This window comes from Paraburkholderia sp. 40 (genome assembly GCF_050434105.1).
Classification (GTDB): domain Bacteria; phylum Pseudomonadota; class Gammaproteobacteria; order Burkholderiales; family Burkholderiaceae; genus Paraburkholderia; species Paraburkholderia tuberum.
Window position 1 is genome coordinate 651,052 of the sequence record NZ_JBNPVY010000003.1, and the last position, 25,973, is coordinate 677,024.

Genomic DNA, 25,973 nt, shown 5'->3' on the forward strand with positions numbered 1-25,973 from the left:
GAGACGCACCATCGATGCACGGCCGCGCACGTTCGTCGCGCAGAACATGCCGGCAAAAATCGATGACCGAATCTCCGCGAGCAGTACGGAAATCCGCTAGCGGCTAGCGCTGACAGCGCGCACATGCATCACGCGCAGTCACAGGCACATTTGTTGCTGAAGTTTCGTTGCAGCATGAGCTCGCGCGTCGATGTCAATCAGGCGTAAGCAGCAGCAAAGTTTGACTCAACGATGCCGAACGAGACAAAGACGTCTCGGGCGGCAAAAGGCCAAAAAGCCCGACTTGCCAGTGTTTCTGGCATTCGGGCTTTTTTGCATTTCAGCGGCCGAGCAAGCGCGCAGACGCTGAAAAAACGCATGGCGCATGCGACATGTCTTGCTCCAGTTTTCTGAAAATAAGATTAGTTATCCTTTAAATATTTCTATGAGGTCGATCTCATGATTCCTATCCCGAAGAAAGGCACTCCCGAACGCGAGCAGTTGATCGCGCTTCACAAGGAATGCACGGAGTCCATGCATGGCGTGGCGGGCTTTTCGGTCCTCAGGTGCCAGACACCGGGCGACACCACCGTCGTGACCGGCGGCACCCATGAGCACCATGACCTGCGCCGTGTGCTGCTGCGCATGCGCGGCGCGTCGCCAAAAAACAAGCTCGTCGTGATCTGCACGAAGGTGGACGCCGAATGGCGCATCGGCCGGCTGTCAGGCATTCGCGGCGTGCCGCCAGTGTTCGTCAACGACGATGTCTACACCAGCGAGCAGGATATCCAGCACGCGATCTTCCTGATGCGTCTGGACGAGATGCCGGAAACCGATGGCATGCCCGAGAACTATTCGCAGGGTTACAAGCGCCGCGACGACAACTGGCCGGTGACCTGACCCGGTCTGCAACAACGCCCTTCCCTGCGCGGCCCAGCCGGCGCGGGACCACGACGACCGCCGCTCGACGAGCGGCATGAAAGCAGGAGCGATTCTCCATGTGTGCAATGCGACTCACCGGTTACGCGGACAAATTCAGCGTCTATCCCGGCGACACGATCAGGTTCTACGTCAACTGTGACGGGCCGGCGCAATATCGCGCTTCGATCGTGCAGATGATCAACGGCGACACCAACCCGCGCGGACCAGGCTTCATCGAGAAGGCCGTCATGGCCGATTGCGAAGCGACTTACGACGGCCGCCCGCAAGCGGTCTACGGCGGCTCGTATGCGTACGTGCCAGATGCGCCGCAACTGCAGGTGGAGAGCTTCACGCTGCAATGCTGGATCTGGCCGACCACGCCGCGCACCGATGCGCGCTACTGGAAGCATGGCGAGCAGGGCCTCGTCACAAAGTGGTCGAACGGCGCGGGCTACGGCCTCTTCATCAATGAGGACGGCTGCGCCGAACTGCGCATCAACGACCAGACCTTCACCACCGGCGCGCGTCTGCGGGATCATGCGTGGCATTTCCTCGCCGCCACCTTCGATGCGAAGAGCGGCGCCGTGGTACTGTATCACGAACCGCAGATCGCCTATGCGCTCGACCCGGCCGTGCCGCCCGTTGAAGCGCAGTGCGCCGGTCCAATCAGGCACGCGGACGTTCCGCTTGTCATCGCGGGATTCGTGAAGGGACTCGAAAGCGGTCCGATCGGGCGCTCGTCCGTGCCGCAGGGTGTATTGATCGGCGGTCACTACAACGGCAAGATCGATAGCCCGCGCCTGTGCAACCGCGCGCTCTCGCGCTTCGAGATCGAGACGATGAAGGCCGGTGTGCAACCGGGTCTGAGCGAGCGCCGCCATTCAGGGCCGACCGGCCCGTTGTCCGAATGCATCGTGGCGGCATGGGACTTTTCGGACGGCATCGACACGCTCGTATGCCGCGACCAGGGACCGTACAAATTTCACGCAGCGCTCGTCAACTGCCCGACGCGCGCCATGACCGGCTACAACTGGGCCGGCCGCAACTTCGACTGGAAGCACGCGCAGAAGGAATACGGCGCGATCCACTTTCACGACGACGACCTCGACAATGCGCGCTGGGATGTCAGCTTCGAATGGAAGGTGCCGGAGGACATCAGGAGCCGCTTCTATGCGGCAAAGCTCACCACGTCCGAAGGCGATGAAGACTACATCCCGTTCTGGATCGTGCCGAAACTCGGCGCGAAGAAGTCGAAAATCGCGGTCATGGTGCCGACCATCAGCTACATGGCGTATGCGAACGAGCACGTCGCGTGCAACGCGGGCGGCGCCGAGCTCTTCGTCTATCGGGTTCCGATCATGCAGCAGCAGAACATGTTCCTCGCCGAGCATCGCGAGTACGGCGGTTCGATCTACGACACGCATACCGACGGCAGCGGCATCTGCCTGTCGTCGCGGCTGCGGCCCATCCTGAGCATTCGCCCGAAGTACGACCACTTCCTCGCACAGGCGCCGTGGCAATATCCGGCCGATCTGCACCTCGTGTACTGGCTCGAGACGCTCGGCTACGAATACGATGTCTTCACCGACGAAGACCTGACTTACGACGGCCTCGCGCGCCTCGAAGACTACAACGTCATCATCACCGGCTCTCATCCGGAGCACAACTCGGGACCGCAGCTCGACGCGCTGCACGACTACACGCAGCGCGGCGGCCGCATCATGTACATGGGTGCCGATGGCTGGTACTGGGTGCATTCGTATCATCCGGCGTACGATGAACTCGGCCGCGGCATCGTCACCGAAATGCGCCGCTGCGAATCGGGCATCCGCACGTGGCGTGCCGATCCGGGCGAGTATTACCATCAGGGCACCGGCGAACTTGGCGGCATGTGGCGCTACCGCGGTCGCTACCTGCATTCGGTCGCGGGCACGGGCATGTCGTCGGAAGGCTTCGATATCTCCAGCTATTTCTCGCGCACGCCGGAAAGTCTCGACGAACGCGTCGGCTGGGCCTTCGACGGCATCGACTACGACGAGAAGCTCGGCAACTTCGGCCTCGTCGGCGGCGGTGCAGCAGGACTCGAACTCGATATCGTCGACACCATGCTCGGCTCGCCGCCGCACATTCTGACCGTGGCCACCTCCGCGGGACGTCACACTGAAGCCTACCTGCTCGTGATGGAAGACTTCGGCTTCAACCAGCAAGGTCTCGACGGCACCGTCCATCCACGCGTTCGCGCCGACATCACCTTCCATGAGACGCCGAACGGCGGTGGCTGTTTCGCCTTCAGTTCGATCGCGTATTGCGGCTCGTTACCCTGGAACAATTGCGACAACAACATCTCGCGGCTGACGAAGAACGTGCTCGATCGCTTCAGTGCCGACGGCCCGCTGCCGGCCGCCCCGCCGAGCGCGGTCGTACACCGTGGACGCGCGGACTATGAATCGCCCGCTGTCGTGACAACGAGCTGATTCACGGGGAGACCACGCCATGAGTGAAATCGTCGCGTCACGCGTTAAGGCGGCCGTCCGGACATTCTCGCTTAACGCCGATGCCTACCGTACGCTCGCGTTTGCACAGATCGAGGACGACGCGGTCTGGACCCGCGAGTGGATCTGCATCGGCGTCGACGAGGACATTCCCGACGCAGGCGACCTGCTGCCGTTCACCGCCGGCGATCATGCGGTGCACGTGCAGCGTCTCGCGAACGGCCGGCTCGCCGGCCGCTTCAACCTCGCGCAGCACGGCGGCTGCCGGATAGTGCCGTTGCAATGCCGGCAAGGCGCGAAGACGTCGTGCTCGTTCACGTCCTGCGGACATAGCCGCGACCGCGCGCCACTAGGCGAAGCCGAAACCGGCACGCCGAGCCCCGAGATGTATCAGTATCTCGGCCTGCGTCCGGAGCGCCTGCTGGGCGTGCGTGTCGCCGCGTTCGGGCCGCTGCTGTTCGTTCATCTCGACCCGGCGGGCAACGCGTTCGATGCCGGCGCGGCGCCCGCAGCCATTGCGAGCGTGAGCGGACGGCACGGCAACGAGTGGCTCGAAATGTCCGGCAACTGGAAGCAGGTCGGACAGCGCATCGCGGCAGGTGCGAAGCTCGCAGGCGCACGCGACGGGTGCGCTACATTCGAAAGCGGCGGCGATCCGGTGCATGCCACGTGGTGTTTTCCGAATCTGATCGTGCTCTCTGCAGGCGAAAGCACGTGCGTGATCATTCTCCAACCGATGGCATTGCAGCGCACGTTATGCCGTGTGAGCGTCTACGGCTCACAATCGCTCGCGCGATGGCGGGAGCTGCTCGAGCGCCGTTGCGCCGCAATCGGCAGGCCTGACGATTCGGTCCGCTGGCTCGAAACCACGCTCGCCGCTCGCATCGCACAGCGCATGAACCTCCTTCCCCTGACCGGATACGCCACATGAATTCCGTGACACAGCCAAGCGTCGACGAGGCCGTCAAGTTATATGCGAAGGGCCGTTTCGACGACGCCTTTCGTTCCTTTGAAACCCTCGCCGAGGCAGGCGACAGCAACGCCCAAGCATGGCTCGCCGCGCTCTATGCGAATGGCGAAGGCGTCGAAGCCGATTTGCAGCGCGCGTTCGAATGGTATGAAAAAGCCGCATGCCAGGGACATACGCAAGCGCAGACGAATCTAGGCGCCATGCTGCTGTCGCCTCACGAAGCGCTGCACGACGAGGCCGAGGGCGTGCGCTGGATAACGAAGGCGGCCGGAAACGGCGACCCATTCGCGCAGGCGAACCTCGCCAGTCTCTTCGCGAAGGGCCGCGGAATGCGGCAGGACGATGCGGCCGCCGCGCAGTGGTATCGCCGTGCTGCTGAACAGGGTCATTACCCGTCGCAGGCACGGCTTGGTTTCAGCTATGCAACGGGACGCGGCGTCGAGCGCGATCGGGTGCAGGCCTTCGCGTGGCTCTCGCTGGCCGCGCAGCATGGCGTCGGCACCGCGCTCAATGCGCTCGAGAACGTGTTGAGCGACATGTCGGCGGAAGAAAAGCGCGCGGGGGCGAACCTGTTCGAGCAGTGGCGCTCGCGCACCGCTAGCGGAGCATCGCCGGCACGCCTGATGCCGCTCGCAGGATAAAACACGCACGATGCCCCGGAGGAAACCGTGAACTACAGCGTGCAGCAGATCAAGTTCGAGTGTTTCAGCTACATCAAGGAGTTTGGCGCGCGCATGGAAGACTGGGTGATCGGCGCGGCGAGCGACCCCGACCGCGCGCTCTTCGAAGCGTGCGCCGTGGATCGCCGCGAGGACATCTGGATGTGGAAGCCCGCGCTGTCTCCGGCGGCGGCTTCGGCGGTGATCGACTTCATGACGTCGCGCTACCGATTGAGTCGCGCGGTAATGCAAGCAGACGACACGCCCGCGCGCTTCGTCTTCATGTACAGGAAGCGGCCAGCACGGGGTTGAGCGGGCTATGCCGTGACCGCTGCGATGCGTCGCAGCGCGACCGCGAGACCATCTTCCTGCGCCACCAGGGCCACGCGCTCCCGCCCGAACATCGTAACGGCGACGTCGAGCGATACGGCGTCGAACGAGAGGCAGGCACAACGAATTCCCTGCGCCGTCAGCTCTGTGATCGCGCGGCGCATGTCCTCGCGCAGATAGCGCGGATCGAAACTGTCGATATCGAAGGGCACGCCATCCGATACCACAAGGACCGAAGCCCTCGCGCCGTTGCGAACTTCGGGATCGAGCTTCGCGCCGACATGCCGAAGCGCCGCTCCAAATCGGGTCGACAGTCCCGGACGAACAGCCATGAGCCTCGTCTCGACAGCGCCGCTCCACGCGTCGGCGAAATCCTTGAAGATGTGAAACCGCACGCGCTGGCGGCCGTCGGAGTGAAAGCCGTACATCGCGAACGGGCGGCCATTCGCCGCGAGCGCTCGGCCCAGCACGCAGCTCGACGCAACCGCGCAGCGCATGCGCCCCGCAGCCGACGCCGACAGATCCAGCAGCACCGCGAGCGGCCCGCTCTCCGAACGCATGCGCCGCACAATGAAGCCCTTGACGTCGTCAGCCATGCCGCGACGCGCATCGATCCGGCCCATAATGCAGGCATCCAGGTCGAGCACGTCGCCCTCATATGCTCGCGTCCTGCCCACCGCCACGCGATGCCGCGCCGCGCGAAAAATAGCGCGCACGCGCCGCTCCACCGCTTCGTCGATGAACGCGGGCAAAAGCCGGTCGCCCGGTTCGGAACGCAGCGACTCCACCCGACACCAGTGACTCCGATAGCGCCGGATCACATAATCCCATTCGCGATACCGCGCCACGGAGACAACGGTCGACGGCGTCTCGTCGTCGTGCTCCGCGGGTGCGGCCGACGCCGGCGCTTCGCCCGGACTTGCCGCGAGCCCGCGAGGCGGTTGCGCGGCATCGGGCGGCAGCTCGCGCAGGTTCGGCGACTCCCGTAGCGTCGCGTTGCGCTCGGCAGGAGCGTCGTCGGGCGCATGGGCGATCGGCGTCGGCTCGGCGTTCCAGACGAGGCTATTGTCGTCGCGATACGCGGCCTCCTGCGCATAGGTCTTCGCGTTGAACTGCACGCGCATCTGGCCGAGATCGTTGCCGAGCAGGTTGCCAAGCTCGCGCGAGATGGCCGGATCGGCGCCGTGCGTCGCGGCGAACGCTGAGTCGAAGAGACGCCGGCCTTTCGTCACCCAGCCGTCGTCGTCGGCATAGTCCGGGTCGAGCAATGCGCGCGACAACCTTGCGATCAGCGCCGGCGCCGTCCTCGCGCCCTGCGTGCCGGTCCGATGAAACGTCAGCCACCATTGCCGCAGACCAGGATAACGCAGCACGGCGAGCCGCTCGACACGCGCGTCCTCGAGCACCCCCACCAGCGCGACCTGCAGCGGCCGCAGCTTGCCCCGCTCGAAGCGCGCCGTCGACCACGTCAGGTGCGCGGCCGCATGCGCCGCACTCGCGAGGTAGAAGAGAGCTTCGTCGGCGGGTTCATCGCATGCGACCCGCGCGTCGGGCAGGAACAGCACCGGCTCCGTCACGAGCGGACGATCCGCCCGCATCTCGCCGTCGTCCCTCTGTGCGGCGAGCGACTGCACTTTCGGCGCGACGCTCCACGCCGCCTTCAGATAGAAAGCGAGCACGCGCGCGGCCGCGTCCAGTGAACCCGTGACTGCCTGGTCCGCCTGCATCGCTTAGCCGAACACGCCGGCGACCACTGCCATCAGCGCGGCGCACAGGTCCGCGTCGTCGGCGAGCGGCTGGATCACGCCGATGCGGCACGCGGACTGCTCGTCCATGCCCCCGGCAATCAGCGTCGCCGCATAGATCAGCATGCGGGTCGATGCGCCCTCGGGCAACGCGGGATCGTCGAGCGCGCGCGTGCGCGCACCGAGCGCCACCAGCTTTTGCGCGACTTCGGCACTCACGCCGGTCTCATGCGCGACGATGTCCGCTTCGGCGTGCGCGTCGGGCCAGGTCATTTCAAGCGCGACGAAGCGTTGCCGGGTGGACGGCTTCAGATCCTTCGACGCGTGCTGGTAATCCGGATTGAACGAGATCACGAGCACGAAGTCGGGATGCGCCGCGATCACCTCGCCGCACTTGTCGATGGGCAGGATGCGGCGCGAATCGGTGAGCGGATGGATCACAACCGTCGTATCCGTGCGCGCTTCCACGACTTCGTCGAGATAGCAGATCGCTCCGTGACGCACCGCCTGGGTAAGTGGTCCGTCCTGCCAATAGGTGCCATTGCCGTCGAGCAGGTAGCGACCTACCAGATCGCCCGCCGTCATGTCCTCATGGCAGGCAATCGTGACGAGTGGACGCCCGAGCTTCCACGCCATGTACTCGACCAGCCGGGTCTTGCCGCAGCCCGTCGGCCCTTTCAGCATGATCGGCAAACGGGCGTGATAGGCCGCCGCGAACCACTCGGTCTCGTGATGCACCGGCCGATACCACGGTTCCTTCGGCAGCCGCCACGGATCGAGCGGTAGCGCGGCGGTTGCGAGATGCGGCCTCGTCATGCGGGCTCCTTGTATTGGACGATTGAATGATTGGACGCTGCGCAGCGCTCACCCGTTGCACAACGCACCGCGAACCGCATCGATCGCGCGAGCGAGCGTCGTTCGCAACGAAAGACTGTCGGTGGCGAGGACGCGCATAAACGCGCCGCACTGTCCGGGCAACAAGCCGGCACCCGCGTAGAACGCATCTTCGGTCGCGTGTTCGAGCGCATGGGCGGCGGCAGCCCCTTCTTCGGCATTGAGCGTCAGCACCATCAAGCCACCATGCGCGGCGAAGCGCGAACTCACGCCACCCAACGGCCGGCCCGATGCCCCGTCGAGACGGAAGCGGTCGCGCGCGAGCAACCGGCCCTGTGCGCCGCGCACCGAGATCGCCGCATCGAGCGCGCCGAACGGCGTCTCGCTGCCTGCGGGGTCGTGCGTCGTATAGCAGTCCGCCAGCATGATGCGCGCACCGGGATGCAGGACGACGTCGATGCTGCTTTCGAGCCGCGTGCCGGGAAAGAGAATCGACGGATGCGGCAGCCAGTCGAGTTGCGCGCCCGCGTGCGCTTCGATATGCACGCGCGATTTCGCCGAGCCGCGTGTCATCGAGTGGACGATGGTGGCCGCGGCCGTCTCCACACGAGCACGCGCCCGTTCGGTCGCGACGACATGCTGATGCACGTCGTCGTCCTCGAACAGTCCGCCCGACGACGACTGCACGATCACTCGCGCATCCGCTCCATGTGCGAGCAGGCGGCCCACATGATACGGATACCCCGCGCGCTGCCGCGACAGATAAGTGGCGCCCGACGGCCCGCGCGAAAAGCACAGGTCGAGTTGCGGCTGCCAGAGCCCGGCGCTCGCCGGCAGGGCGTCAATGCGCATCGAAGAGCACGTTCTCCACGATCGCGTCGACTACAACATCGACGCCGTCGCCCGTCGCACAGTTGGTGAGCGCGACCGCGCGCTGGCCACGCACCTCGCGCGCCTCTCTCACCATCCGTTCGAGATCGACGCCCACGTAAGGCGCCAGATCGAACTTGTTGATGACGAGCAGATCGCAGGACACGACGCCGAGGCCGCGCTTGCGGGGGATATCGTCGCCGGCCGCCACGTCGATCACAAAGATCCAGTAATCCACCAGATCCAGAGAAAACGATGAAGCGAGATTGTCGCCACCCGACTCGATCAGCACGAGTTGCAGGCTTGTGAAGCGCTCGTCGAGTTCGTCGGCGGCCTGCAGGTTCAGCGTGGGATCCTCGCGGATCGCCGTATGCGGGCACGCGCCGGTTTCGACCGCGAGCACGCGCGCCGGATCGATCAGACCGCTGCGGCGCACGCGCTCAGCATCCTCGCGCGTGACGAGATCGTTGGTGATGACCGCGAGCTCGATGCCGCGCGCGGCGAAACGCGGGATCAGCCGCTCGAGCAACCGCGTCTTGCCCGATCCCACCGGACCGCCGATACCGACCCGCGCCGCTCGCGCCGTCGATTGAAACACCGGCTGGATATCGAAAGCTTCCATTTCAACTGGCACCGAACGTCTCCGGAAAGTACGAGCGATTAGCGCAAGATGTAGCGTCGCGACAGCGGCACTTCGCGCGCCGGGTCGCAGCGGATGACCTGCCCGTCGATCATCACGTCGAAGGTCTGCGGGTTGACCGTGAGATTTGGGCAGGCGTCGTTGTGCAGCATGTCGCGCTTGCTGAGCTTGCGGGTGCCGCACGCGCCGACGAGTTGCCGCGCGAGCCCGAGCTTCGCCGCCGCGCCCGCATCGAGCGCGAGCGGATTCACGAAGTTGACCGCGAGCGAGGCCGGCGCGCGGCCGAACGCGCCCCACTGCGGACGCATCGCGAGCGGCTCGCAGGTCATCAGCGAGGCCGCCGAGTCGCCCATCGCCCCCCACGCGATAAAGCCGCCCTTCACGACCACCTCCGGCTTGATGCCGAAGAAAGCGGGCCGCCACAGCACGATGTCGGCGAGCTTGCCGTCCTCGAGCGAACCGACCGTATCGGCAATGCCGAAGGTGCGCGCCGCGTTGATCGTGTACTTGGCGATATAGCGCTTGATGCGCTCGTTGTCGCCGCGCGCCGAGCGTTCGCCGGGCAGGCGCCCGCGCTGGTCCTTCATCTTCGATGCGAGCTGCCACGTGCGGCAGATCACCTCGTTGATCCGGCCCATGCCCTGGCTGTCGGAGCCGAGCATCGAGATCGCGCCGAGGTCGTGCAGCACGTCCTCGGCGGAGATGGTCTGCGCGCGTACCCGCGATTCCGCGAACGCCACGTCCTCGGGCACCGCCGGATTCAGGTGATGGCACACCATGATCATGTCAAGGTGTTCGTCGAACGTGTTGATGGTGTATGGGTTGGTCGGGTTGGTCGAGGAAGGCAGGCAGTTCATGCGCCCGGCCACCGCGATGATGTCCGGCGCATGACCGCCGCCCGCACCTTCCGTGTGATACATGTGAATGGTGCGGTCCTTCATCGCCGCGATGGTGTCCTCCAGGAAGCCTGATTCGTTGAGCGTGTCCGAATGCAGTTGCACCTGGAAGTCGTATTCGTCCGCGACGCTGAGGCACGTATCGATCACGGCCGGCATCGCGCCCCAGTCTTCGTGGATCTTGAGACCGAGGCAGCCGCCGCGCAACTGGTCGACAAGCGACCCCGGCTTGCTCGAATTCCCGCGTCCAAGAAAACCGAAATTGAGCGGCCACTGTTCGGAAGCCTGCATCATGCGCCCCACGTTCCACGCGCCGCCGCAATCGATCCCCACCGTAATCGGCCCAAGCGAGCCGCCGATCAGCGTGGTCAGGCCCGAGGCAAGCGCATGCTCGCAGAGCTGCGCGGAGTCGAAATGCACGTGCACGTCGATGCCGCCCGGCGTCGCGATCAGGCCCTCTGCATCCTTGACCGTGGTCGCGACGCCGCACACGAGCTTCGGATGCACGCCGTCCATGACTTCCGGATTGCCTGCCTTGCCGATGGCGACGATGCGCCCGCCCTTGATGCCGATGTCGCCCTTGACGATGCCGAGAACCGGATCGATCACGGTCGCGTTGCAGATCAGCATGTCGAGCGCGCCGTCCGCGCTGTCGTGGCCCGCCTTCAGTCCCATGCCGTCGCGCAGCGTCTTGCCGCCGCCGTGCAGGCATTCATCGCCGGGCACCGCGTAGTCGTGCTCGATCTCGGCGAGAAGCGACGTGTCGCCCAGGCGCACCGCATCGCCGACCGTCGGGCCGAACATCTCGGCGTAGGCCTTGCGTGTCATCGTGACCATTCAGGCTCCCTTGAAGCCGCGCGCAGCGGCGCGACCGATGGCCGCTTCACGCAAGCCGGTTGCGTCGACAGCGCCGTCGGTCAGTCCATTGAGGCCGAAGATCTTCTGCGTGCCGCCGAATGCGACGAGCGTCACCTCCTTGTTGTCGCCTGGTTCGAAGCGCACGGCCGTGCCCGCCGGGATATCGAGCCGCATGCCGAACGCGGCCGCGCGATCGAAGCGCAGCGCGCGGTTGACCTCGAAGAAATGAAAGTGGCTGCCGACCTGGATCGGGCGGTCGCCGGTGTTCATCGCAGTGAGTACGACTTTCGCGCGGCCCGCGTTCAGTTCGATGTCGCCATCCACGGCGAGGAGTTCTCCGGGGACGAGCGCGTCGGCGGGACGCGCCTCGTTGCCCGCGCGGATCGGCTGGTGCACGGTGACGAGCTTGGTGCCGTCGGGAAACGAGCCTTCCACCTGCAGCATGGGCAGCAAGTCGGCCACGCCCGGCAGCACATCGTCTTCGGTCAGGAGCGTCGAGCCGTACGCGATCAGATCCGCGACGCTGCGCCCTTCGCGCGCGCCCTCCAGAATCTCGTCGGCGATGATCGCGACCGCTTCGGGATGGTTCAGCCTGAGTCCCTTGTCGCGATGGCGACGCGCGAGCTGCGCGGCAGTGTAAAGCGTGAGGCGCTCGTATTCGGTGGGTGTCAGTAGCATCCGCACATCCGTCGTATTCAGTTCAGTTGGCGAAGAGCCGCGCGTCGTGCCGGCAATGGCGCATTGCGGCGATGTCCGCGGCGAAGGTGCTGGACCGCAGTTCGTCGAGATCAGGCGCTGGACGTGCGAGCACGGCGGCGAGCGGCGTGCGCAGGCTCGTGAGCACGCGCTGCGCGTCGAGATGGCCGACGATGCCGAGCCGCACCGCCGAACTCACAGCGCCCGTGCACGCCGCGTGCGCGGAGATTGCTCGCGCCTCGCCCTCACCGATGCCGAAGCTGCGCCACAGCATGCCCTGCACGGCCGGCAGATGGCCGGGTGTGCGCCCGGCGACAATGGCCGCGCGCAGGTCCTTCGCAAGCGCCGCACCGAGCCGCGCATGCACCTCGGCAAGCGTGCGGCCGAGCCGGCGCGAGCCTTGCCGCATCGGTTCGGGCAGCGTCACGGCTTCGGCCGCGGCATCGACTTCGAGCCAGGCGTCGAGCCGGTCCGCCCGCCATGCGGCGCACACGATGCCCTGATCGAGGCTCGCCCAGCGTTCTAGCGCCTGCGCTTGCACGAACACCGCGAGCGACGCGGCATCGGTCACGAGTCCGTCCTGCTGCAAGGCTTCGAGGCCCCATGAAAAGGCCATCGAACCGCTCGGGAAAAAGCTGTCCGATTGCTGCAGGCCCGCGAGCAGGCCCGTGAACTCAGTCATGTGCGTGCTCGTGCGCATGCGGGTGCGGGGAGGCGTGACGGCGCTCGTGCGCATGTTCGTGACCATGCTCGATCTCGCTGATGTGCCCATCTTCGAGCATGGGTGCAAGCCGCACGCGGTAGTCTTCGACCGGCCCCTTCACCGCGATCTCCAGCACGCTCCCGTCGAAGCGCACCGCCCAGTGCATGTTGCCGGCGAAATACCCGAGTTCGAGCGCGCTCGCGGCGTCGCGCGCCTGCACACGCAGCCAGCGCGTGTGCTCGGTGCGCACGACGAGCGCCGCGTCGGCGTCCAGATGCAGCACCGCGCCGTCGAAAAGATGCGTCCGGCGATCTAGCGCGATGCCGCATTCCACGCCGCGCTGGGTGCGCGTGCGCAGCCGGTGACGGCGGATGTCGTCGGCGGCGAGCGTGACCGTATCCACGCGCCCGCGATGTTCGAGCGCGTGCAGCAGATCGGCTACGTGCGGGTCCGACGCGCTGCCCACGATGGACGTATAGGTGATCATCGCGCGCTACCGATGCGTCAGGTCCGACGGGTTCGGGATGCCTGGGATCGGGCATTCCTCGGTGCCGGGCGTGCTGCGCGTGATGTCTTCAACCATCTTGCGCGTCGCTTCGGGGTCGGTGATCCACTTCGAATAGAAGTCGAACGGGCATTCGGCCACGCCGTTCGCATCCTCGCGGGAATTGATCTTGCCCGTGTAGCCGCGATGCAGCAGCTTGTACAGATGGTTTTCCGACTGCATGTTCTTACGCGCGTCGCGGATCAGGCTCTTCGAAAGCGCCGCGTACTGGATGCCCATCTCCTCGGTGCCGCACTCGCCTAGCGTGCGCCCGTCGAAGCCGACGATCGACGAGTGGCCGAAGTAGGAATACACGCCGTCGAAGCCCGCCGCATTTGCAACCGCCACATAGACGTTGTTGGCCCAGGCCATCGACTTCGCCATCACGATCTGCTGTTCCTTCGCCGGGTACATATAGCCCTGGCAGCGAACGATCAGCTCCGCGCCCTTCATCGCGCAGTCGCGCCAGATCTCCGGATAGTTGCCGTCGTCGCAGATGATGAGGCTTATCTTCATGCCCTTCGGCCCTTCCGACACATACGTGCAGTTGCCCGGATACCAGCCTTCGATCGGTACCCACGGCATGATCTTGCGGTACTTCTGCACGATCTCGCCCTTGTCGTTCATCAGGATCAGGGTGTTGTACGGCGCCTTGTTCGGATGCTCCTCGTGGCGCTCGCCGGTAAGCGAAAACACGCCCCACACCTTTGCGCTGCGGCAGGCTTCGGCGAAAATCTCCGTCTCTTCGCCCGGGATCGCGGCCGCCGTGTCGTACATCTCCTGCTGGTCGTACATGATGCCGTGCGTGCTGTATTCCGGGAAAATCACGAGGTCCATGCCGGGCAGGCCGGCCTTCATGCCCTTCAGCATCCCGGCTATGTTGCGCGCGTTCGCGAGCACCTCCGCCTTCGTGTGCAAACGCGGCATCTTGTAGTTCACGACAGCAACCCCGACGGTATCGAGACTGCTCGAAATATCACCATGTTGCATGCTCATCTCCTCGTGGATCAATGACATCGGTCCGGGCGTCTGGCATTACCGCCGTTCAGATGGTCAGGTAACGCATGATGCGATCGGCGTCGACGTTCTCGCGTTTGTCGCTGTGCACGAATCGCCCCTTCTCGATAATGAGGAAGCGGTCAGCGATGTCGAGCGTGAACGTGAGCACCTGCTCGGATACGATCAGTGCGAAATCGCGCTCCTTCTTCAGGCGGTTGAGCGCCCGCGCGATGTCCTTGATGATCGAGGGCTGGATGCCTTCGGTGGGTTCATCGAGAATCAGCACCTTGGGCTCCGAGACGAGCGCGCGCGCGATCGCGAGTTGCTGCTGCTGGCCGCCGGACAGATTGCCGCCGCGCCGGTTGCGCATCTCATGGAGCACCGGAAACGAATCGAAGATGTACTCGGGAATCACCGGCCGCTTGAAGCGGTCCATGCCGGACAGGATGTTTTCTTCGACGCTCAGATAAGGAAAGATCATGCGGCCCTGCGGCACGTAGCCAAAGCCCGCCATCACACGCTCGTAGCTCTTTGCATTCACGAGCTCTCGGTCATTCAGTTTGATATGTCCGCTGCGCGATGGAATCATGCCGATCAGCGCCTTCAGCAGGGTCGTCTTGCCCATGCCGTTGCGGCCCATCACCGCGACGGTCTCGCCCGCCGCGAGATCGAAAGTGAGGTCGAGCAAGACATGACTCTCGCCGTAGAAGACGTTCAGGTTGTCGATAGCAAGCATGGTCAGTGCCCCAGGTAAACTTCGATCACGCGCGGGTCGTTCTGCACCGCGTCCATCTTGCCCTCCGCCAGCTTCTTGCCTTGATGCAATACCGTGACCTTGTGCGCAACCGATTTCACGAACTCCATGTCGTGCTCGATCACCACCACCGAGCGCCCTTCCGCGATCTTGCGCAGCAGCTCGCCCGTCAGCTCGCGCTCCTTCGCGCTCATGCCGGCAACAGGCTCATCAAGCAGCAGCAGTTCGGGGTCCTGCATCAACAGCATGCCGATCTCAAGCCATTGCTTCTGTCCGTGGGACAGCAGCGCCGCTTTGCGATCGAGTTCATCGTCGAGGAAGATCATCTGCGCGATACGGTCGATCTCGTTGCGCACCGTTTCACTGCGGTTGAAGAACAGGCAGCCGATCACGTCGCGCTTCTTCGGATATGAAATCTCGAGGTTCTCGGCCACGGTCAGATCCTCGTACACCATCGGGTTCTGAAACTTGCGCCCCACGCCCGCGCGCGTGATCTGGTACTCGAGCATTTTCTCCAGATAAAGCCCCTTGAACTCGATAGTGCCCGCCGTGGGCTTCGTCTTGCCGCAAATCATGTCAAGCAGCGTGGTCTTGCCCGCGCCATTCGGCCCGATCACGACATGCAGTTCCTTTTCTTCCACGTAGAAAATCAGATCGTCCACGGCCTTGAAACCATCGAACGACACCGTGAGGCCCTCCACCGCCAGGATCATCGACGTCATTGCGCGACTCCGTGACTGTTGCGTTGCCGGACCGGCTGGCGATCACGCAACCAGTCGATCACGCCAGCGAGCCCTTTCGGCAGGAACATCGGCACGAAAATGAAGAGCGCGCCAATGAAATACACCCAGAAGCCCACGAAATTTTCGGAGAGAAAGCTCTTCGCCGCGCCGATGATCACAGTGCCGTACACCGCACCGACAAGCGAGAGCCGACCACCGACCGCCGCATAGATCACCATTTCGATCGACGGCACGATGCCGCATACCGACGGCGAGGCAAAGCCGACCTGCAGCGTGAACATCGCGCCGCCAATCGCCGAGAACAAAGCGGCGACCGCGAAGATAAAACCCTTGAAGAGCGCCGGATCGTAGCCCGAGAAACGGATGCGGTCCTCGCGGTCGCGGATCGCGATCAACACCTTGCCGAGCCGGCTTCTCAGGATGAAGCGTCCGGCGAGCACCGCGCCCAGCAACAGCATGGTGGTCACGTAGTACATGATCAGAGTGGCCGTGTTGCTCTGCACGCTATAGCCCATGAAGGTGGGCAAATTCGTGATGCCGTTGACACCGCCCGTATAGCCCTGCTGACCGATGATGACGATCGACATGATCGATGCGAGCGCAAGCGTCACGATCGAAAAATACACGCCGCCCACACGCTTTCTGAAGTTCGCATAGCCGAGCACGAAAGCAACCAGCGCCGGGATGACCAGGATCGCCGGCAACGCGAACCAGCCGTGCTCGAACGGCACCCACCACCATGGCAGCTTGTCGATGCTGTTCCAGGTCATGAAGTCGGGAACCGGCGAACCGCCGCCACCGAACACCGCTGCGGCCGGGTCGTTCGCACTGGCCTCGAGCTTCATGTACATCGCCATCATGTAGCTGCCCAGACCGAAGAAGATTCCTTGACCGAGGCTCAGGATGCCGCCGTAGCCCCATGTCAATACAAGGCCGACCGCGCAAAACGCGAAACTCAGGTACTTCGCGAACAGACCGAGACGGAACGCTCCCGTGAGCGCCGGTATGGCGATCAGCAGCACTAGGGCCAGAATCAGCACGGAATATTTGTCGAGCAGGAAGGCGCCACGCCAGCCGGCCGCGGCCGACGTGGCAGCGTTCGACGCGTCACCGCGTGGCGAAGAGAGAGGAAGGTTTTTCATGTTTCCGCGATGCCTCGATTTCAGTGTGTCCGATGGTCCGAAAGTGAATGGATGAAGACGTTTGTATGTTGCGGCCCTCGTCGCGCGTCACCGCCCGCGGACTCCCCGAAAAAAAAAACCCGAAGCCAGGAAGAACCTGGTTTTCGGGCTTTTTGGCCGGTGTCATGCGAGACGCCTTTGTCTCGGACGACGAAACGAGTGCGAAATTAACCGGCGATGAACGCGGCCGGTTGTTTCGTTAAGAGCGGACTATCGTGTGACGGATCGTGCGCTCGCAGGCTACGATTTGCAAGAGCCGTGCCATCCGACAAGAACGATGCCCAGTGCGGCATCCGTCCTTTCGCCGCGATGCGAGGCTCCCCAAGCTGGGGTGGAGGCGCACATTTCCCGTGCACTACGCATCGATCCTGCACAACGACGGAAGAAGTGCAGTTGGATTAGCAATTCAGAAATGCAGGTTTTCGTGAGCCTTGATGATTATGTCCGCCATCGCCTCGAGCGACTGGCGCTGGCCCATTGCGCGCGAGCGCAACACCTCGTGCGCCTCCGGCTCCGTCAGCTTGCGCGTATCCATCAGGATCGACTTGGCACGTTGGATTTGCCGCTGGTCCGCGGATTTTCCGGCGATTCTCTGCGCGTAGCGTTCCAGCGTCATGCGGCTCTTGTGCTGGTGCAGCGACACCGCCATCGCAGTGAGCACGCCAAACGAGCGCACGGGCGACGGCACTGTGCAGTAAGCGTTCAGTTGCATAACGATCTCGATGAAGATCGGATTCTCGTAGCTCACCACCGGGATCACTGGCGGCGTATCTCGCAACTCCAGCCACGGCAGCGGGCCTGAGAGCGTCTCGGGGCGCATCGCCATGAAGACGATGTCGGCCTCCTCCGGCAAAGCCGCCGGGGCCGGCCAGAAGCGGCACACGCGGCAGCCGATGCGGCGCAACTGCGCGAGCAATTCCTCGCCGTCCTGGTCGAGCGGATGGATTGCTACAACACTGAGCGAGCGGATGTCGCGAAGCCCTTGAGGCGTCGTCGGCAAAGGATGGCGTTTCATCGCTGCACCTCGTGATGGTCTACGTGCGGCACGGAGGCTGAAAGCTGTGCACGTCGCTAAACTCCTTCAAGGCGACTAACCGCATCGTTCAGGGGCCCATCGCCACGCCTTCGTAGCTCCAAGGTGGCCGAAACACAACTTTTCCGATCGGGCGCATGTCGACAACGGCGGCGCCCAGTATGCACACGAAATTTTTTTAACGCAACAATAGTTCCTATTAGGAAACTCCGGGGAGAGCCCCATGCCCGTCACGTAGGAGACCTTTCGTTCCGTATGCGGCTAGCGAATGCAACTGGACGACTGCGCTAGTCTGTCCGAACACGAACTTGGCGTCGCCGTTTGTGAACTGCGCGAGCGGCACGAACCGGAGACGGACTCAACGCGCTCAGCCGCAACTCGAAGGCGCTATTCCTGCCCGACCGATGGGCTTTGTCGATAACGAACAAGGGGCGAGTGAGATCGATATGCGAAGTAGTGCTTATATTGCGAGGTCGTAGAATTGGTCAGCGGCGGACGGAGGGGTCCCGAGAGGACATTTCATCTGCCCTTCAGCGATCATGTGCATAATTTCCATGCCGACCAGAAGAATCGGGGCACAGCGAAATGCCTTGAACCTTTAGCATGGGCCGCGTCCGTCGCTTGATCGCCCGATGGTCCTGTTCGACCAGGTTATTGAGATATTTCGACTGGCGGATGTTGATGGGCGTTTCACGATCGGCATTGATCGCGGCGAGATTGGCGCCGCTTTTGTCGATGGTTATCGTCTGGTGTACACCGTTCTGGACGATCGATTTCTCAAAGTAGCGCCGGGTCGCACTTTGTCCCGATGGGCGCGTTGCAGAGAGTCGATAATGTTGGCGGGCATTGTCACGTTCACGAGGCGGTCGGTTAGGATGACGAGATGAAGAACTCGAAATCGCTTTATCACGGTCACCGATTCCCGGCGTCAGTCATCAGCCATGCCGTTCGTTGGTACTTTCGCTTCCAGCTCAGCCTGCGCGACGTCGAGGAACTGCTGTTCGAGCGTGGCGTGATCGTCAGTCATGAATCGATTCGTCGTTGGACCGAGAAATTCGGCACTGGTTTCGCGCATCGCGTCAGGGCTGCGCGGCGCCAGCCGGGCAGCACGTGGCATCTTGACGAGATGTTCGTGACGTTACGCGGCGTGCCTTATCTCCTGTGGCGCGCGGTCGACCAACATGGCATTGAGCTCGATATCCTGCTGCAGAAGCGGCGTGGGTATTGTCACGTTGTTGATGTGCGGCCGAACGAAACCGCGGCGCGCGAGGATGATGAACTCATGCGGCGAGACGTCCGAGCATCGAGACGCACGTCACCCTCTCCCAAGCCTCGAAGGCTTGGGTGCGTACCTCTCGCTTCTGTTGCGCATTCGTGTGATATCGACAGTGAATGAACGGTTCTGGTGCAAACAGTGAATGTGATCGGTTAGAGTGCTGCTTCCCCGATCTCATGATTCGATAATGAGCAAGCTTAAAAACATGGGCGATCTGTTCTCAGGCCGTCACTTCAACCGCGATGTGATCATTCAGTGCGTGCGCTGGTATCTACGCTACAAGCTCAGCCTGCGTGATCTCGTCGAGATGATGGCCGAGCGCGGCCTGTCGCTCGCCCACACAACGATCCTTCGTTGGGTGAAGCGTTACACGCCGGAGTTTGTCAAGCGCTGGAACCGTTTCGGCACGCCTGCGGGAACGTCGTGGCGTGTCGACGAAACGTACCTGAGAGTCCGCGGTAAATGGGTCTATCTTTATCGGGCAGTAGATCGGGCGGGTCAGACGGTTGACTTCCTGCTCAGGGCGAAACGCGACGTGAACGCGGCCAAAGCCTTTTTCAACAAGGCGATCAAACATCAGGGGCGGCCGCCGCAAACCACTACACTCGATGGCTATGCCGCCTCACACCGTGCTGTGCGCGAGATGAAGGCCGACGGCCTGATGCCCGAGGGCACGAAGGTTCGATCTTCGAAATATCTCAACAATCTGATCGAACAGGACCATCGCCATATCAAGTCCCGGACCAATGCCATGCTCGGCTTCAAGCGTTTCAGGAACGCCGCGAGCACTCTGGCCGGCATTGAGTTGATGCATCGCATTAGCAAAGGCCAATTCAATCTCGCAAAGCTCGGCCTCAAAGATGCCACTGTACCCACCGTATGGAATGCGGTCCTGTCTTATCGATAAGGTATCCTTTTTATCGAGACCTTCTCGTCCAGACAGCCTATTTGCACCAGAACCTCATGCAGGACCGTCTGCCATTGCGCGCCTCGACGCGCTTCCCGGAAAAGCTCACCTTCATGTCGAATCCGGCCGCCCGCAGCGGCGTCGCGCTGCAACCCGCTCCGCTCGAAACGCTCGCTATCCCTGCGGCGCTTGACGGTCGCACGGGATCGAACCGCGCGATCGGCGGCCATGCGCAGATTGCCGCGGCAAACGACCTGGAGGCAATACAGGCATGGCTCGCGCGCTTTGCCGACAAGCCGGCGACCTTCGACAGCTACCGCAAGGAAGCCGAGCGGCTGCTGCTCTGGTCGCTGGTGCAGCCAGGCAAACCGCTGTCGTCACTCACCCACGAGGACCTTGTCCGCTATCAGCGCTTTCTCGCAGACCCGCAGCCCGCCGCAACATGGGTCTCGGGCAGGGGTCGCAAGCATCCGCGCGGCGACGCGCGCTGGAGACCTTTCTACGGCCCACTGTCCCCTGCCAGCACCCGGCAGGCGATGGTCATTCTGAACGTGCTGTTTTCATGGCTGGTGCAGGCCGGGTATCTGGCCGGCAACCCGCTCGCGCTCTCGCGCCAGCGGGCGCGGCATGCCGCGCCGCGCATTACCCGCTATCTCGAACCCGGGCTGTGGCAGGAGGTGAAGGACACCATCGCGTCGATGCCACAGGACACCGCGCGCGCCCGCGCGCACTATCACCGCGTGCGCTGGCTCTTTACGCTGCTGTATCTGGGCGGCCTGCGCATCGCCGAGGCCGGGGGCAACACGATGGGCCAGTTCTTCGCGCGGCGCGATGCCGATGGCGCGATGCGCTGGTGGCTGAGCGTCCACGGCAAGGGCGACAGGGAACGGCTGGTGCCGGCGACGCGCGAACTGATGACCGAACTCACGCGCTACCGGCAATCGTTCGGGATGACGGCCCTGCCCTCACCCGGTGAGGCTACGCCGCTCGTGCTTCCTATTGGCCGGACTTCAGAAGCCAGGACGAAGCTCGCCCGCGAACGCGCTGACGGCCGATCACCCGCGCCGCTCACGCGGGCCGCGCTGCACGCGATCGTGAAAAACGTGTTTGCAGGCGCCGCCGCCCGGCTGCGCGAACGCGGCGGAGAATTCCTGTCACGCGCGGACCTGCTCCAGGCGGCGTCTGCGCACTGGCTGCGACATACTGCCGGTTCGCACATGGCCGACCAGAAGGTCGATCTGCGGCTGGTGCGCGACAACCTCGGGCATGCGTCGCTGACCACCACCAGCGTGTATCTTCATGCTGACGACGATCGCCGGCATGATGAAACCGATGAGAAACACCGCATCGGCTGGTGAGGCCGGTTTACTTTACGTATTGCGGATGTCAGCGCCCCGGCGCAGTACAGGACAGCCGTCCCATATCCAGATTGCATCGCCTGTGCAAAAATGCTCTTAACGCTCCTTGAAGCGTCGTCCCTGACCACCTATGGAACTCCTCGACCTTGAACCGCAAGTGCTCGCGAATCGCCGCGGAGTGGCCTTCGGCCTCCCCCATCAGAGCACGGTTGGATGCGTCATCACCATCCGGGCGCTGGAAGCCTGCTTCTGGCTTGAACCGCAGGCCAGCGACGCGCGGATCCTGAAGACATTTCGTGACGGTTACAGCCGCATCCGGGCCATCGCCGAACGGAAGCTGCTCGCCCATCCGACCACAACGCTTGAACTGACACCGACCGACTTCGTGCATCGCTAGGCACGAGACGGCAGGCGAATGCGCACGCGACGCGGCGCTTAGGTGGCGCGCAGATTCGCGCTTCGTGCGCGGGCGCGAGAAGAACGAGCGGCGCAGCCTCGCTGCGGCGCCCAACGCCCCGCCATGTTGCCGGCTGCACAGCGAAGTCGCGCAAATCGGCGAGACCGCATCGCTGCGCACGTCCTCTCTACTGGTGCACGGTGCACGGCCGGCTCTGGTGCAAATAGGCGGTCTGGACGAGATTTTTGTTATAGAAAGGATACCTCATCAAGCAGACAGGACGGCCTCCCAAACTGCGGGCGCAGCGGTATCTTTGAGGCCGAGCTTCGCGAGGCTGAATTGGCCCTTGCGAATACGATGGACCAACTCAATACCTGAGAGTGTAATCGCTGCGTTCCTGAAACGTTTGAAGCCGAGCATGACTTTCGTCCGGGACTTGATGTTGCGGTGGTCCTGCTCGACCAGATTATTGAGATATTTCGAGGATCGGACGTTTGTGTCCTCAGGCAGCAAGCCATCGGCCTTCATCTCGCGCACGGCGCGGTGCGAGGCTGCATAACCATCAAGCGTGATGGTCTTCGGTGGCTGGCCTTGATGTTCGATTGCCTTCCTGAAAAAGGCTTTTGCCGCCTTCACGTCGCGCCTGGCGCTGAGCATGAAGTCTACTGTCTGGCCCACCCCATCCACCGCTCGATAAAGATAGACCCACTTGCCGCGCAGCTTGAGGTAAGTCTCGTCGACACGCCACGACTGCCCGGTGGGCCTGCCAAAGCGGTTCCACCGTTTCACGAACTCCGGCGCAAAGCGCCGCACCCAGCGCAGGATCGTCGTGTGCGCCAGCGACAGACCCCGTTCCGCCATCATCTCGACCAGATCGCGCAGGCTAAGCTTGTAGCGCAGGTACCAGCGAACACACAGAATGATCACATCGCGGTCAAAGTGACGGCCTGCGAACAGTTCGTCAAGGCTCTTCAGCTTGCTCATCGTCGGTTCTCAATTCGTTCAGCCTGACACCTTAACCGATTCGCCCCCGCGTTATTTGCACCAGAGCCATCATGGGCACCAGGATACGGTTGACAACGAATCCCGGCGAGTTCTTCACGTCGATCGGCGACTTTCCAAGCCGCACGGTCAATTCACGAACTGCTTCAGCGGTATCGGCGCTGGTTTGCAGACCGCGAATGATTTCCACCAGCGACATCAGTGGAACCGGGTTGAAGAAGTGCATGCCGATGAAGCGCGACGGATCGGCCAGCGATGCAGCGAGCGTCGTGATTGAAATCGACGATGTGTTTGATGCGACTATCGTATCGCGTCTGACTACCGACTCGATCTGCGTCACGATACGCAGCTTGAGCTCGATGCTTTCGGTGGCTGCCTCGATCACCAGGTCGACGGCAGCCAGTCGCTGATAGTCAGTCGACGTTTCGATACGCGCGAGCGCCGCATCACGCGCCGGACGCTCGAGCTTCTCTTTTGCGACAAGCCGGTCCATGCTTGCGCTCAGGGCGGCCATGCCTTTTGCGAGCGCCTCATTGGTGACGTCGACCATCACGACCTTCACGCCAGCGATGGCCGCCGTCTGTGCAATGCCATTGCCCATCGTGCCGGCGCCGACGACACCTATCGTTTCAATTGCCATGATTTGCCTCTCAATGCGCTATTGCGCACGCACTATGCGCGACGAAGGTTTTCGAACACGGCCGCGATGCCCTGGCCTCCGCCAATGCACATCGTGACGAGCGCAAAGCGTTTATCGATACGCTGAAGCTCGTACAACGCCTTGACCGTAATCAGTGCGCCGGTCGCAGCGATCGGATGGCCCAGCGCAATGCCTGATCCGTTCGGGTTGACCATGGCCGGATCGAGTTCGAGCAGTTGCGTCACTGCGCAGGCCTGCGCCGCGAACGCTTCGTTCGATTCGACGACATCCAGATCCGTTACATCCAGTCCCGCCCGCTGCAACGCGATGCGTGTCGCCGGCACCGGGCCGATGCCCATATAGAGTGGGTCGACCCCGGCGTGCGCGTATGAGACAAGCCGCGCGAGCGGCTCGATGCCGCGTTGCTCGGCTGTCTTGCGCTCCATCATCACGACGGCTGCGGCGGCATCGTTGATGCCGGACGCGTTGCCGGCCGTGACCGTGCCCCCATCCCGCAGGAATGCAGGTCGCAGTCCCGCGAGTTCGTCGAGATCGAGTTGCAGACGGACGTGCTCGTCGGTGTCGAACACTGTCGACTGTCCCTTGACCTTGCGCGTGACCGGAACGATCTGCTCCTTGAACCTGCCTTCGGCAATCGCGTGCGCTGCCCGGCGGTGCGACTCAAGGGCCAGCGCATCCTGCTGCTCGCGCGTAATCCCATACTTGCGCGCAACATTCTCCGCGGTCATTCCCATGTGCATCGAATGGATCGGGTCGTGCAGCGCGCCGAGCATCATGTCGATCAGACGTGTGTCTCCCATGCGCGCGCCAAAACGGGCGTCAGGCGTCACGTACGGCGCGCGGCTCATGTTCTCTGCGCCGCCGCCGATTGCTATGTCCGCATCGCCAAGCAGGATCGTCTGCGCAGCCGAAACGATCGCCTGCAAACCCGAGCCGCAAAGGCGGTTGACAGTGAACGCAGGGGTCGCTTCGCTCACGCCCGCGTCGAGCGCCGCAACGCGCGCGAGGTAGAGATCTTTCGGCTCCGTCGCGATCACGTTGCCGAACACCACGTGGCCGACCTCGTCTCCCGACACGTTGGCTCGCGCAAGCGCTTCGCGCGCCACCAGTGCCCCGAGCTGGGTCGGCGGCAGGTCTTTGAGACTGCCACCGAACTTGCCGATTGCGGTGCGCACACCGCTTACAACGACGACTTCCCTTTCCATTGCTACTCCTTTGCCGACAGCGAATGCGCGCAGCGTGCGCTAGCGACGCTCGCGATACGAAAAAACCTCGCTCTCAAGCCGATTGCGTGCGCCGGTAGCGGCCCAGTTCCAGCCTGGCGATCGCGTTGCGGTGAACTTCATCAGGTCCGTCGGCAAGCCGCAGCGTGCGCTGATTCGCCCACGCATAGGCAAGCGGAAAATCGTCCGATACACCAGCCGCTCCGTGCACCTGGATTGCCCAGTCGATCACCTTCAAGGCCATGTTGGGCGCGACCACCTTGATCATCGCAATCTCGGCCCGGGCCTCCTTGTTGCCAACCGTATCCATCATGTATGCGGCCTTGAGCGTCAAAAGACGCGTCATTTCGATTTCACACCGTGCCTGCGCGATGCGTTCCTGCGTGACGCCCTGCTCGCCGAGCGGTTTGCCGAAAGCGACGCGTTCCAGGCTGCGCGTACACATCAATTCGAGTGCACGCTCGGCGGCGCCGATACTGCGCATGCAGTGATGAATACGCCCCGGGCCCAGCCGCCCCTGAGCGATCTCGAAGCCGCGTCCTTCCCCTAGCAACAGGTTAGAAGCCGGAACGCGCACATCGCGCAACTCGATCTCCATATGACCGTGCGGGGCATCGTCGTAGCCGTACACCGGCAGGAAGCGCTTCACCGTGATGCCAGGCGTATCCGCCGGCACGACGATCATTGACTGCTGCGCGTGGCGTGGCGCATCTGGATCGGTTTTACCCATAACGATATAGACTTTGCATCTCGGGTCGCCGGCGCCAGACGACCACCACTTCGTGCCATTGATCACGTAGTGGTCGCTGTCGCGATCGATCCGGCAGGCAATATTCGTTGCGTCCGATGATGCGACTGCTGGCTCCGTCATCAGGAACGCCGAGCGGATCTCCCCGCGCAGAAGCGGCCCGAGCCAGCGGTCCTTCAGTGCCTCGCTCGCATAGCGTTCGAGCGTTTCCATGTTGCCCGTGTCGGGCGCCGAACAGTTGAATACTTCCGGCGACCATGGAACCCGGCCCATGATTTCGCACAGCGGCGCATACTCGAGATTGGTCAATCCCTCAGGCGCACGCGTCGAGCGCGGCAGGAACAGATTCCACAAGCCCGCCTTTCGCGCAAGCAGCTTCAGCTCGTCTATGATGCGAGTTGGCACCCAGGGATTGCCCGCCTGCCGGTTCGTCCGGATCTCCTCGAGGTAGCGCGCTTCGTTCGGGTAGATGTGTTCGTCGAAGAACGCCAGCAACCGCTCCTGCATGTGTCTGACGTTCGGTGTGTAGTCGAATTGCATGATGTCTCCGTTGT

25 protein-coding genes and 3 pseudogenes are annotated in these 25,973 nt (G+C 63.2%); 10 read left to right on the forward strand and 18 right to left on the reverse strand.

Annotated elements, in window-relative coordinates; translation table 11 throughout:
• Positions 1–438: 438 nt before the first annotated feature.
• The 5 genes from OKW28_RS18395 (at position 439) to OKW28_RS18415 (ending at position 5,333) form a co-directional block, all read left to right on the forward strand.
• The gene (locus OKW28_RS18395) at positions 439–879 is read left to right on the forward strand and encodes a hypothetical protein (protein ID WP_429447816.1); all 441 of its coding nucleotides are present in this window, start codon (positions 439–441) and stop codon (positions 877–879) included.
• A 98-nt stretch (positions 880–977) separates the two neighbouring features.
• The gene (locus OKW28_RS18400; protein WP_429447818.1) at positions 978–3,374 is read left to right on the forward strand and encodes a N,N-dimethylformamidase beta subunit family domain-containing protein; all 2,397 of its coding nucleotides are present in this window, start codon (positions 978–980) and stop codon (positions 3,372–3,374) included.
• A 19-nt stretch (positions 3,375–3,393) separates the two neighbouring features.
• Positions 3,394–4,323: a hypothetical protein gene (locus OKW28_RS18405; RefSeq protein ID WP_429447820.1), complete on the forward strand. Its 930-nt coding sequence runs from the start codon at positions 3,394–3,396 to the stop codon at positions 4,321–4,323.
• Positions 4,320–5,003 carry a tetratricopeptide repeat protein gene (locus tag OKW28_RS18410; RefSeq protein ID WP_429447822.1) on the forward strand — a complete coding sequence of 228 codons (684 nt, stop codon included), beginning with the start codon at positions 4,320–4,322 and terminating at the stop codon, positions 5,001–5,003. Before OKW28_RS18405 ends, OKW28_RS18410 begins: the two co-directional genes overlap by 4 nt.
• A 27-nt stretch (positions 5,004–5,030) precedes the next feature.
• Positions 5,031–5,333: a hypothetical protein gene (locus tag OKW28_RS18415; RefSeq protein WP_429447824.1), complete on the forward strand. Its 303-nt coding sequence runs from the start codon at positions 5,031–5,033 to the stop codon at positions 5,331–5,333.
• A 5-nt stretch (positions 5,334–5,338) separates the two neighbouring features.
• Here OKW28_RS18415 and OKW28_RS18420 read toward each other — a convergent pair whose 3' ends face one another.
• The 12 genes from OKW28_RS18420 to urtC are packed head-to-tail and all read right to left on the reverse strand — an operon-like array spanning position 5,339 to position 16,775.
• A complete protein-coding gene (locus OKW28_RS18420; RefSeq protein WP_429447827.1) occupies positions 5,339–7,078 on the reverse strand; it encodes a nitric oxide reductase activation protein NorD in 1,740 nt (579 codons plus the stop codon).
• A gap of 3 nt (positions 7,079–7,081) precedes the next feature.
• On the reverse strand, positions 7,082–7,912 hold the full coding sequence (locus OKW28_RS18425; RefSeq protein WP_429447830.1) for a CbbQ/NirQ/NorQ/GpvN family protein: 831 nt from the start codon (positions 7,910–7,912) through the stop codon (positions 7,082–7,084).
• A 48-nt stretch (positions 7,913–7,960) separates the two neighbouring features.
• Complete coding sequence (locus OKW28_RS18430; protein WP_429447833.1) at positions 7,961–8,782, reverse strand: urease accessory protein UreD; 822 nt, start codon at positions 8,780–8,782, stop codon at positions 7,961–7,963.
• Entirely contained in the window at positions 8,772–9,422 is a 651-nt protein-coding gene (ureG, locus tag OKW28_RS18435) for an urease accessory protein UreG (RefSeq protein ID WP_429447836.1), read from the reverse strand. The genes OKW28_RS18430 and ureG overlap by 11 nt, the downstream gene beginning before the upstream one ends.
• Positions 9,423–9,460: 38 nt before the next feature.
• Positions 9,461–11,164 (reverse strand): urease subunit alpha, encoded by a 1,704-nt coding sequence (gene ureC, locus OKW28_RS18440; protein WP_429448788.1) that lies wholly within the window; start codon positions 11,162–11,164, stop codon positions 9,461–9,463.
• Positions 11,165–11,173: 9 nt separating this feature from the next.
• Entirely contained in the window at positions 11,174–11,872 is a 699-nt protein-coding gene (gene ureB / locus OKW28_RS18445; protein WP_429447838.1) for an urease subunit beta, read from the reverse strand.
• Between the two features lie 22 nt (positions 11,873–11,894).
• The gene (locus OKW28_RS18450; protein ID WP_429447840.1) at positions 11,895–12,572 is read right to left on the reverse strand and encodes an urease accessory protein UreF; all 678 of its coding nucleotides are present in this window, start codon (positions 12,570–12,572) and stop codon (positions 11,895–11,897) included.
• Positions 12,565–13,080 carry an urease accessory protein UreE gene (gene ureE, locus OKW28_RS18455; RefSeq protein WP_429447843.1) on the reverse strand — a complete coding sequence of 172 codons (516 nt, stop codon included), beginning with the start codon at positions 13,078–13,080 and terminating at the stop codon, positions 12,565–12,567. The genes OKW28_RS18450 and ureE overlap by 8 nt, the downstream gene beginning before the upstream one ends.
• Before the next feature lie 6 nt (positions 13,081–13,086).
• On the reverse strand, positions 13,087–14,127 hold the full coding sequence (locus OKW28_RS18460) for an aliphatic amidase (RefSeq protein WP_429447845.1): 1,041 nt from the start codon (positions 14,125–14,127) through the stop codon (positions 13,087–13,089).
• 55 nt (positions 14,128–14,182) lie between these two features.
• Positions 14,183–14,872 (reverse strand): urea ABC transporter ATP-binding subunit UrtE, encoded by a 690-nt coding sequence (urtE, locus tag OKW28_RS18465; RefSeq protein WP_429447847.1) that lies wholly within the window; start codon positions 14,870–14,872, stop codon positions 14,183–14,185.
• Positions 14,873–14,874: 2 nt separating this feature from the next.
• Entirely contained in the window at positions 14,875–15,612 is a 738-nt protein-coding gene (gene urtD, locus OKW28_RS18470) for an urea ABC transporter ATP-binding protein UrtD (protein ID WP_429447849.1), read from the reverse strand.
• A complete protein-coding gene (gene urtC, locus OKW28_RS18475) occupies positions 15,609–16,775 on the reverse strand; it encodes an urea ABC transporter permease subunit UrtC (protein ID WP_429447851.1) in 1,167 nt (388 codons plus the stop codon). Before urtC ends, urtD begins: the two co-directional genes overlap by 4 nt.
• 47 nt (positions 16,776–16,822) lie before the next feature.
• Here urtC and OKW28_RS18480 point away from each other — a divergent pair, with 47 nt between their 5' ends.
• Positions 16,823–17,017, forward strand: a complete 195-nt coding sequence (locus tag OKW28_RS18480) for a hypothetical protein (RefSeq protein ID WP_429447853.1) — start codon at positions 16,823–16,825, stop codon at positions 17,015–17,017.
• Positions 17,018–17,220: 203 nt separating this feature from the next.
• Here OKW28_RS18480 and OKW28_RS18485 read toward each other — a convergent pair whose 3' ends face one another.
• On the reverse strand, positions 17,221–17,829 hold the full coding sequence (locus OKW28_RS18485; RefSeq protein WP_429447855.1) for an ANTAR domain-containing response regulator: 609 nt from the start codon (positions 17,827–17,829) through the stop codon (positions 17,221–17,223).
• Positions 17,830–18,307: 478 nt separating this feature from the next.
• Positions 18,308–18,685, reverse strand: a pseudogene (locus tag OKW28_RS18490) (DDE-type integrase/transposase/recombinase); the annotation flags it as partial.
• Between the two features lie 45 nt (positions 18,686–18,730).
• Between OKW28_RS18490 and OKW28_RS18495 the strand changes: the two are divergent.
• The 4 genes and pseudogenes from OKW28_RS18495 to OKW28_RS18510 form a co-directional block, all read left to right on the forward strand.
• Positions 18,731–19,066, forward strand: a pseudogene (locus OKW28_RS18495) (IS6 family transposase); the annotation flags it as partial.
• A gap of 244 nt (positions 19,067–19,310) precedes the next feature.
• Entirely contained in the window at positions 19,311–20,030 is a 720-nt protein-coding gene (locus tag OKW28_RS18500) for an IS6 family transposase (protein WP_429447858.1), read from the forward strand.
• A gap of 113 nt (positions 20,031–20,143) precedes the next feature.
• Positions 20,144–21,388, forward strand: coding sequence for a tyrosine-type recombinase/integrase (locus tag OKW28_RS18505; protein ID WP_429448790.1), 1,245 nt, complete (start codon positions 20,144–20,146; stop codon positions 21,386–21,388).
• 130 nt (positions 21,389–21,518) lie between these two features.
• Positions 21,519–21,785 (forward strand): DUF1488 family protein, encoded by a 267-nt coding sequence (locus tag OKW28_RS18510; RefSeq protein ID WP_429447860.1) that lies wholly within the window; start codon positions 21,519–21,521, stop codon positions 21,783–21,785.
• Between the two features lie 267 nt (positions 21,786–22,052).
• On the opposite strand, the gene OKW28_RS18515 is transcribed toward OKW28_RS18510, so the two are convergent.
• From OKW28_RS18515 to OKW28_RS18530, 4 genes and pseudogenes are all read right to left on the reverse strand, one after another.
• Entirely contained in the window at positions 22,053–22,760 is a 708-nt protein-coding gene (locus tag OKW28_RS18515) for an IS6 family transposase (RefSeq protein WP_429448778.1), read from the reverse strand.
• A gap of 76 nt (positions 22,761–22,836) precedes the next feature.
• A pseudogene (locus OKW28_RS18520) lies at positions 22,837–23,427 on the reverse strand (3-hydroxyacyl-CoA dehydrogenase NAD-binding domain-containing protein); the annotation flags it as partial.
• Between the two features lie 32 nt (positions 23,428–23,459).
• Positions 23,460–24,653 carry a beta-ketothiolase BktB gene (gene bktB, locus OKW28_RS18525; RefSeq protein ID WP_429447862.1) on the reverse strand — a complete coding sequence of 398 codons (1,194 nt, stop codon included), beginning with the start codon at positions 24,651–24,653 and terminating at the stop codon, positions 23,460–23,462.
• Between the two features lie 73 nt (positions 24,654–24,726).
• Entirely contained in the window at positions 24,727–25,959 is a 1,233-nt protein-coding gene (locus tag OKW28_RS18530; protein WP_429447864.1) for an acyl-CoA dehydrogenase family protein, read from the reverse strand.
• Positions 25,960–25,973: the final 14 nt, after the last annotated feature.

Excerpts from the sequence above, each read along its gene's own strand:
- OKW28_RS18500 (WP_429447858.1), top strand. The coding sequence starts at position 19,311 with ATGAGCAAGCTTAAAAACATGGGCGATCTGTTCTCAGGCCGTCACTTC.
- OKW28_RS18420 (WP_429447827.1), bottom strand. The coding sequence starts at position 7,078 with ATGCAGGCGGACCAGGCAGTCACGGGTTCACTGGACGCGGCCGCGCGC.
- OKW28_RS18505 (WP_429448790.1), top strand. The coding sequence starts at position 20,144 with ATGTCGAATCCGGCCGCCCGCAGCGGCGTCGCGCTGCAACCCGCTCCG.
- ureG (WP_429447836.1), bottom strand. The coding sequence starts at position 9,422 with ATGGAAGCTTTCGATATCCAGCCGGTGTTTCAATCGACGGCGCGAGCG.
- urtD (WP_429447849.1), bottom strand. The coding sequence starts at position 15,612 with ATGACGTCGATGATCCTGGCGGTGGAGGGCCTCACGGTGTCGTTCGAT.
- OKW28_RS18450 (WP_429447840.1), bottom strand. The coding sequence starts at position 12,572 with ATGACTGAGTTCACGGGCCTGCTCGCGGGCCTGCAGCAATCGGACAGC.
- bktB (WP_429447862.1), bottom strand. The coding sequence starts at position 24,653 with ATGGAAAGGGAAGTCGTCGTTGTAAGCGGTGTGCGCACCGCAATCGGC.
- OKW28_RS18480 (WP_429447853.1), top strand. The coding sequence starts at position 16,823 with ATGGATGAAGACGTTTGTATGTTGCGGCCCTCGTCGCGCGTCACCGCC.
- OKW28_RS18410 (WP_429447822.1), top strand. The coding sequence starts at position 4,320 with ATGAATTCCGTGACACAGCCAAGCGTCGACGAGGCCGTCAAGTTATAT.
- OKW28_RS18460 (WP_429447845.1), bottom strand. The coding sequence starts at position 14,127 with ATGCAACATGGTGATATTTCGAGCAGTCTCGATACCGTCGGGGTTGCT.
- ureC (WP_429448788.1), bottom strand. The coding sequence starts at position 11,164 with ATGACACGCAAGGCCTACGCCGAGATGTTCGGCCCGACGGTCGGCGAT.
- OKW28_RS18400 (WP_429447818.1), top strand. The coding sequence starts at position 978 with ATGTGTGCAATGCGACTCACCGGTTACGCGGACAAATTCAGCGTCTAT.
- OKW28_RS18530 (WP_429447864.1), bottom strand. The coding sequence starts at position 25,959 with ATGCAATTCGACTACACACCGAACGTCAGACACATGCAGGAGCGGTTG.
- ureB (WP_429447838.1), bottom strand. The coding sequence starts at position 11,872 with ATGCTACTGACACCCACCGAATACGAGCGCCTCACGCTTTACACTGCC.
- ureE (WP_429447843.1), bottom strand. The coding sequence starts at position 13,080 with ATGATCACCTATACGTCCATCGTGGGCAGCGCGTCGGACCCGCACGTA.
- OKW28_RS18485 (WP_429447855.1), bottom strand. The coding sequence starts at position 17,829 with ATGAAACGCCATCCTTTGCCGACGACGCCTCAAGGGCTTCGCGACATC.
- OKW28_RS18430 (WP_429447833.1), bottom strand. The coding sequence starts at position 8,782 with ATGCGCATTGACGCCCTGCCGGCGAGCGCCGGGCTCTGGCAGCCGCAA.
- urtE (WP_429447847.1), bottom strand. The coding sequence starts at position 14,872 with ATGCTTGCTATCGACAACCTGAACGTCTTCTACGGCGAGAGTCATGTC.
- OKW28_RS18395 (WP_429447816.1), top strand. The coding sequence starts at position 439 with ATGATTCCTATCCCGAAGAAAGGCACTCCCGAACGCGAGCAGTTGATC.
- urtC (WP_429447851.1), bottom strand. The coding sequence starts at position 16,775 with ATGAAAAACCTTCCTCTCTCTTCGCCACGCGGTGACGCGTCGAACGCT.
- OKW28_RS18425 (WP_429447830.1), bottom strand. The coding sequence starts at position 7,912 with ATGACGAGGCCGCATCTCGCAACCGCCGCGCTACCGCTCGATCCGTGG.
- OKW28_RS18510 (WP_429447860.1), top strand. The coding sequence starts at position 21,519 with ATGGAACTCCTCGACCTTGAACCGCAAGTGCTCGCGAATCGCCGCGGA.
- OKW28_RS18405 (WP_429447820.1), top strand. The coding sequence starts at position 3,394 with ATGAGTGAAATCGTCGCGTCACGCGTTAAGGCGGCCGTCCGGACATTC.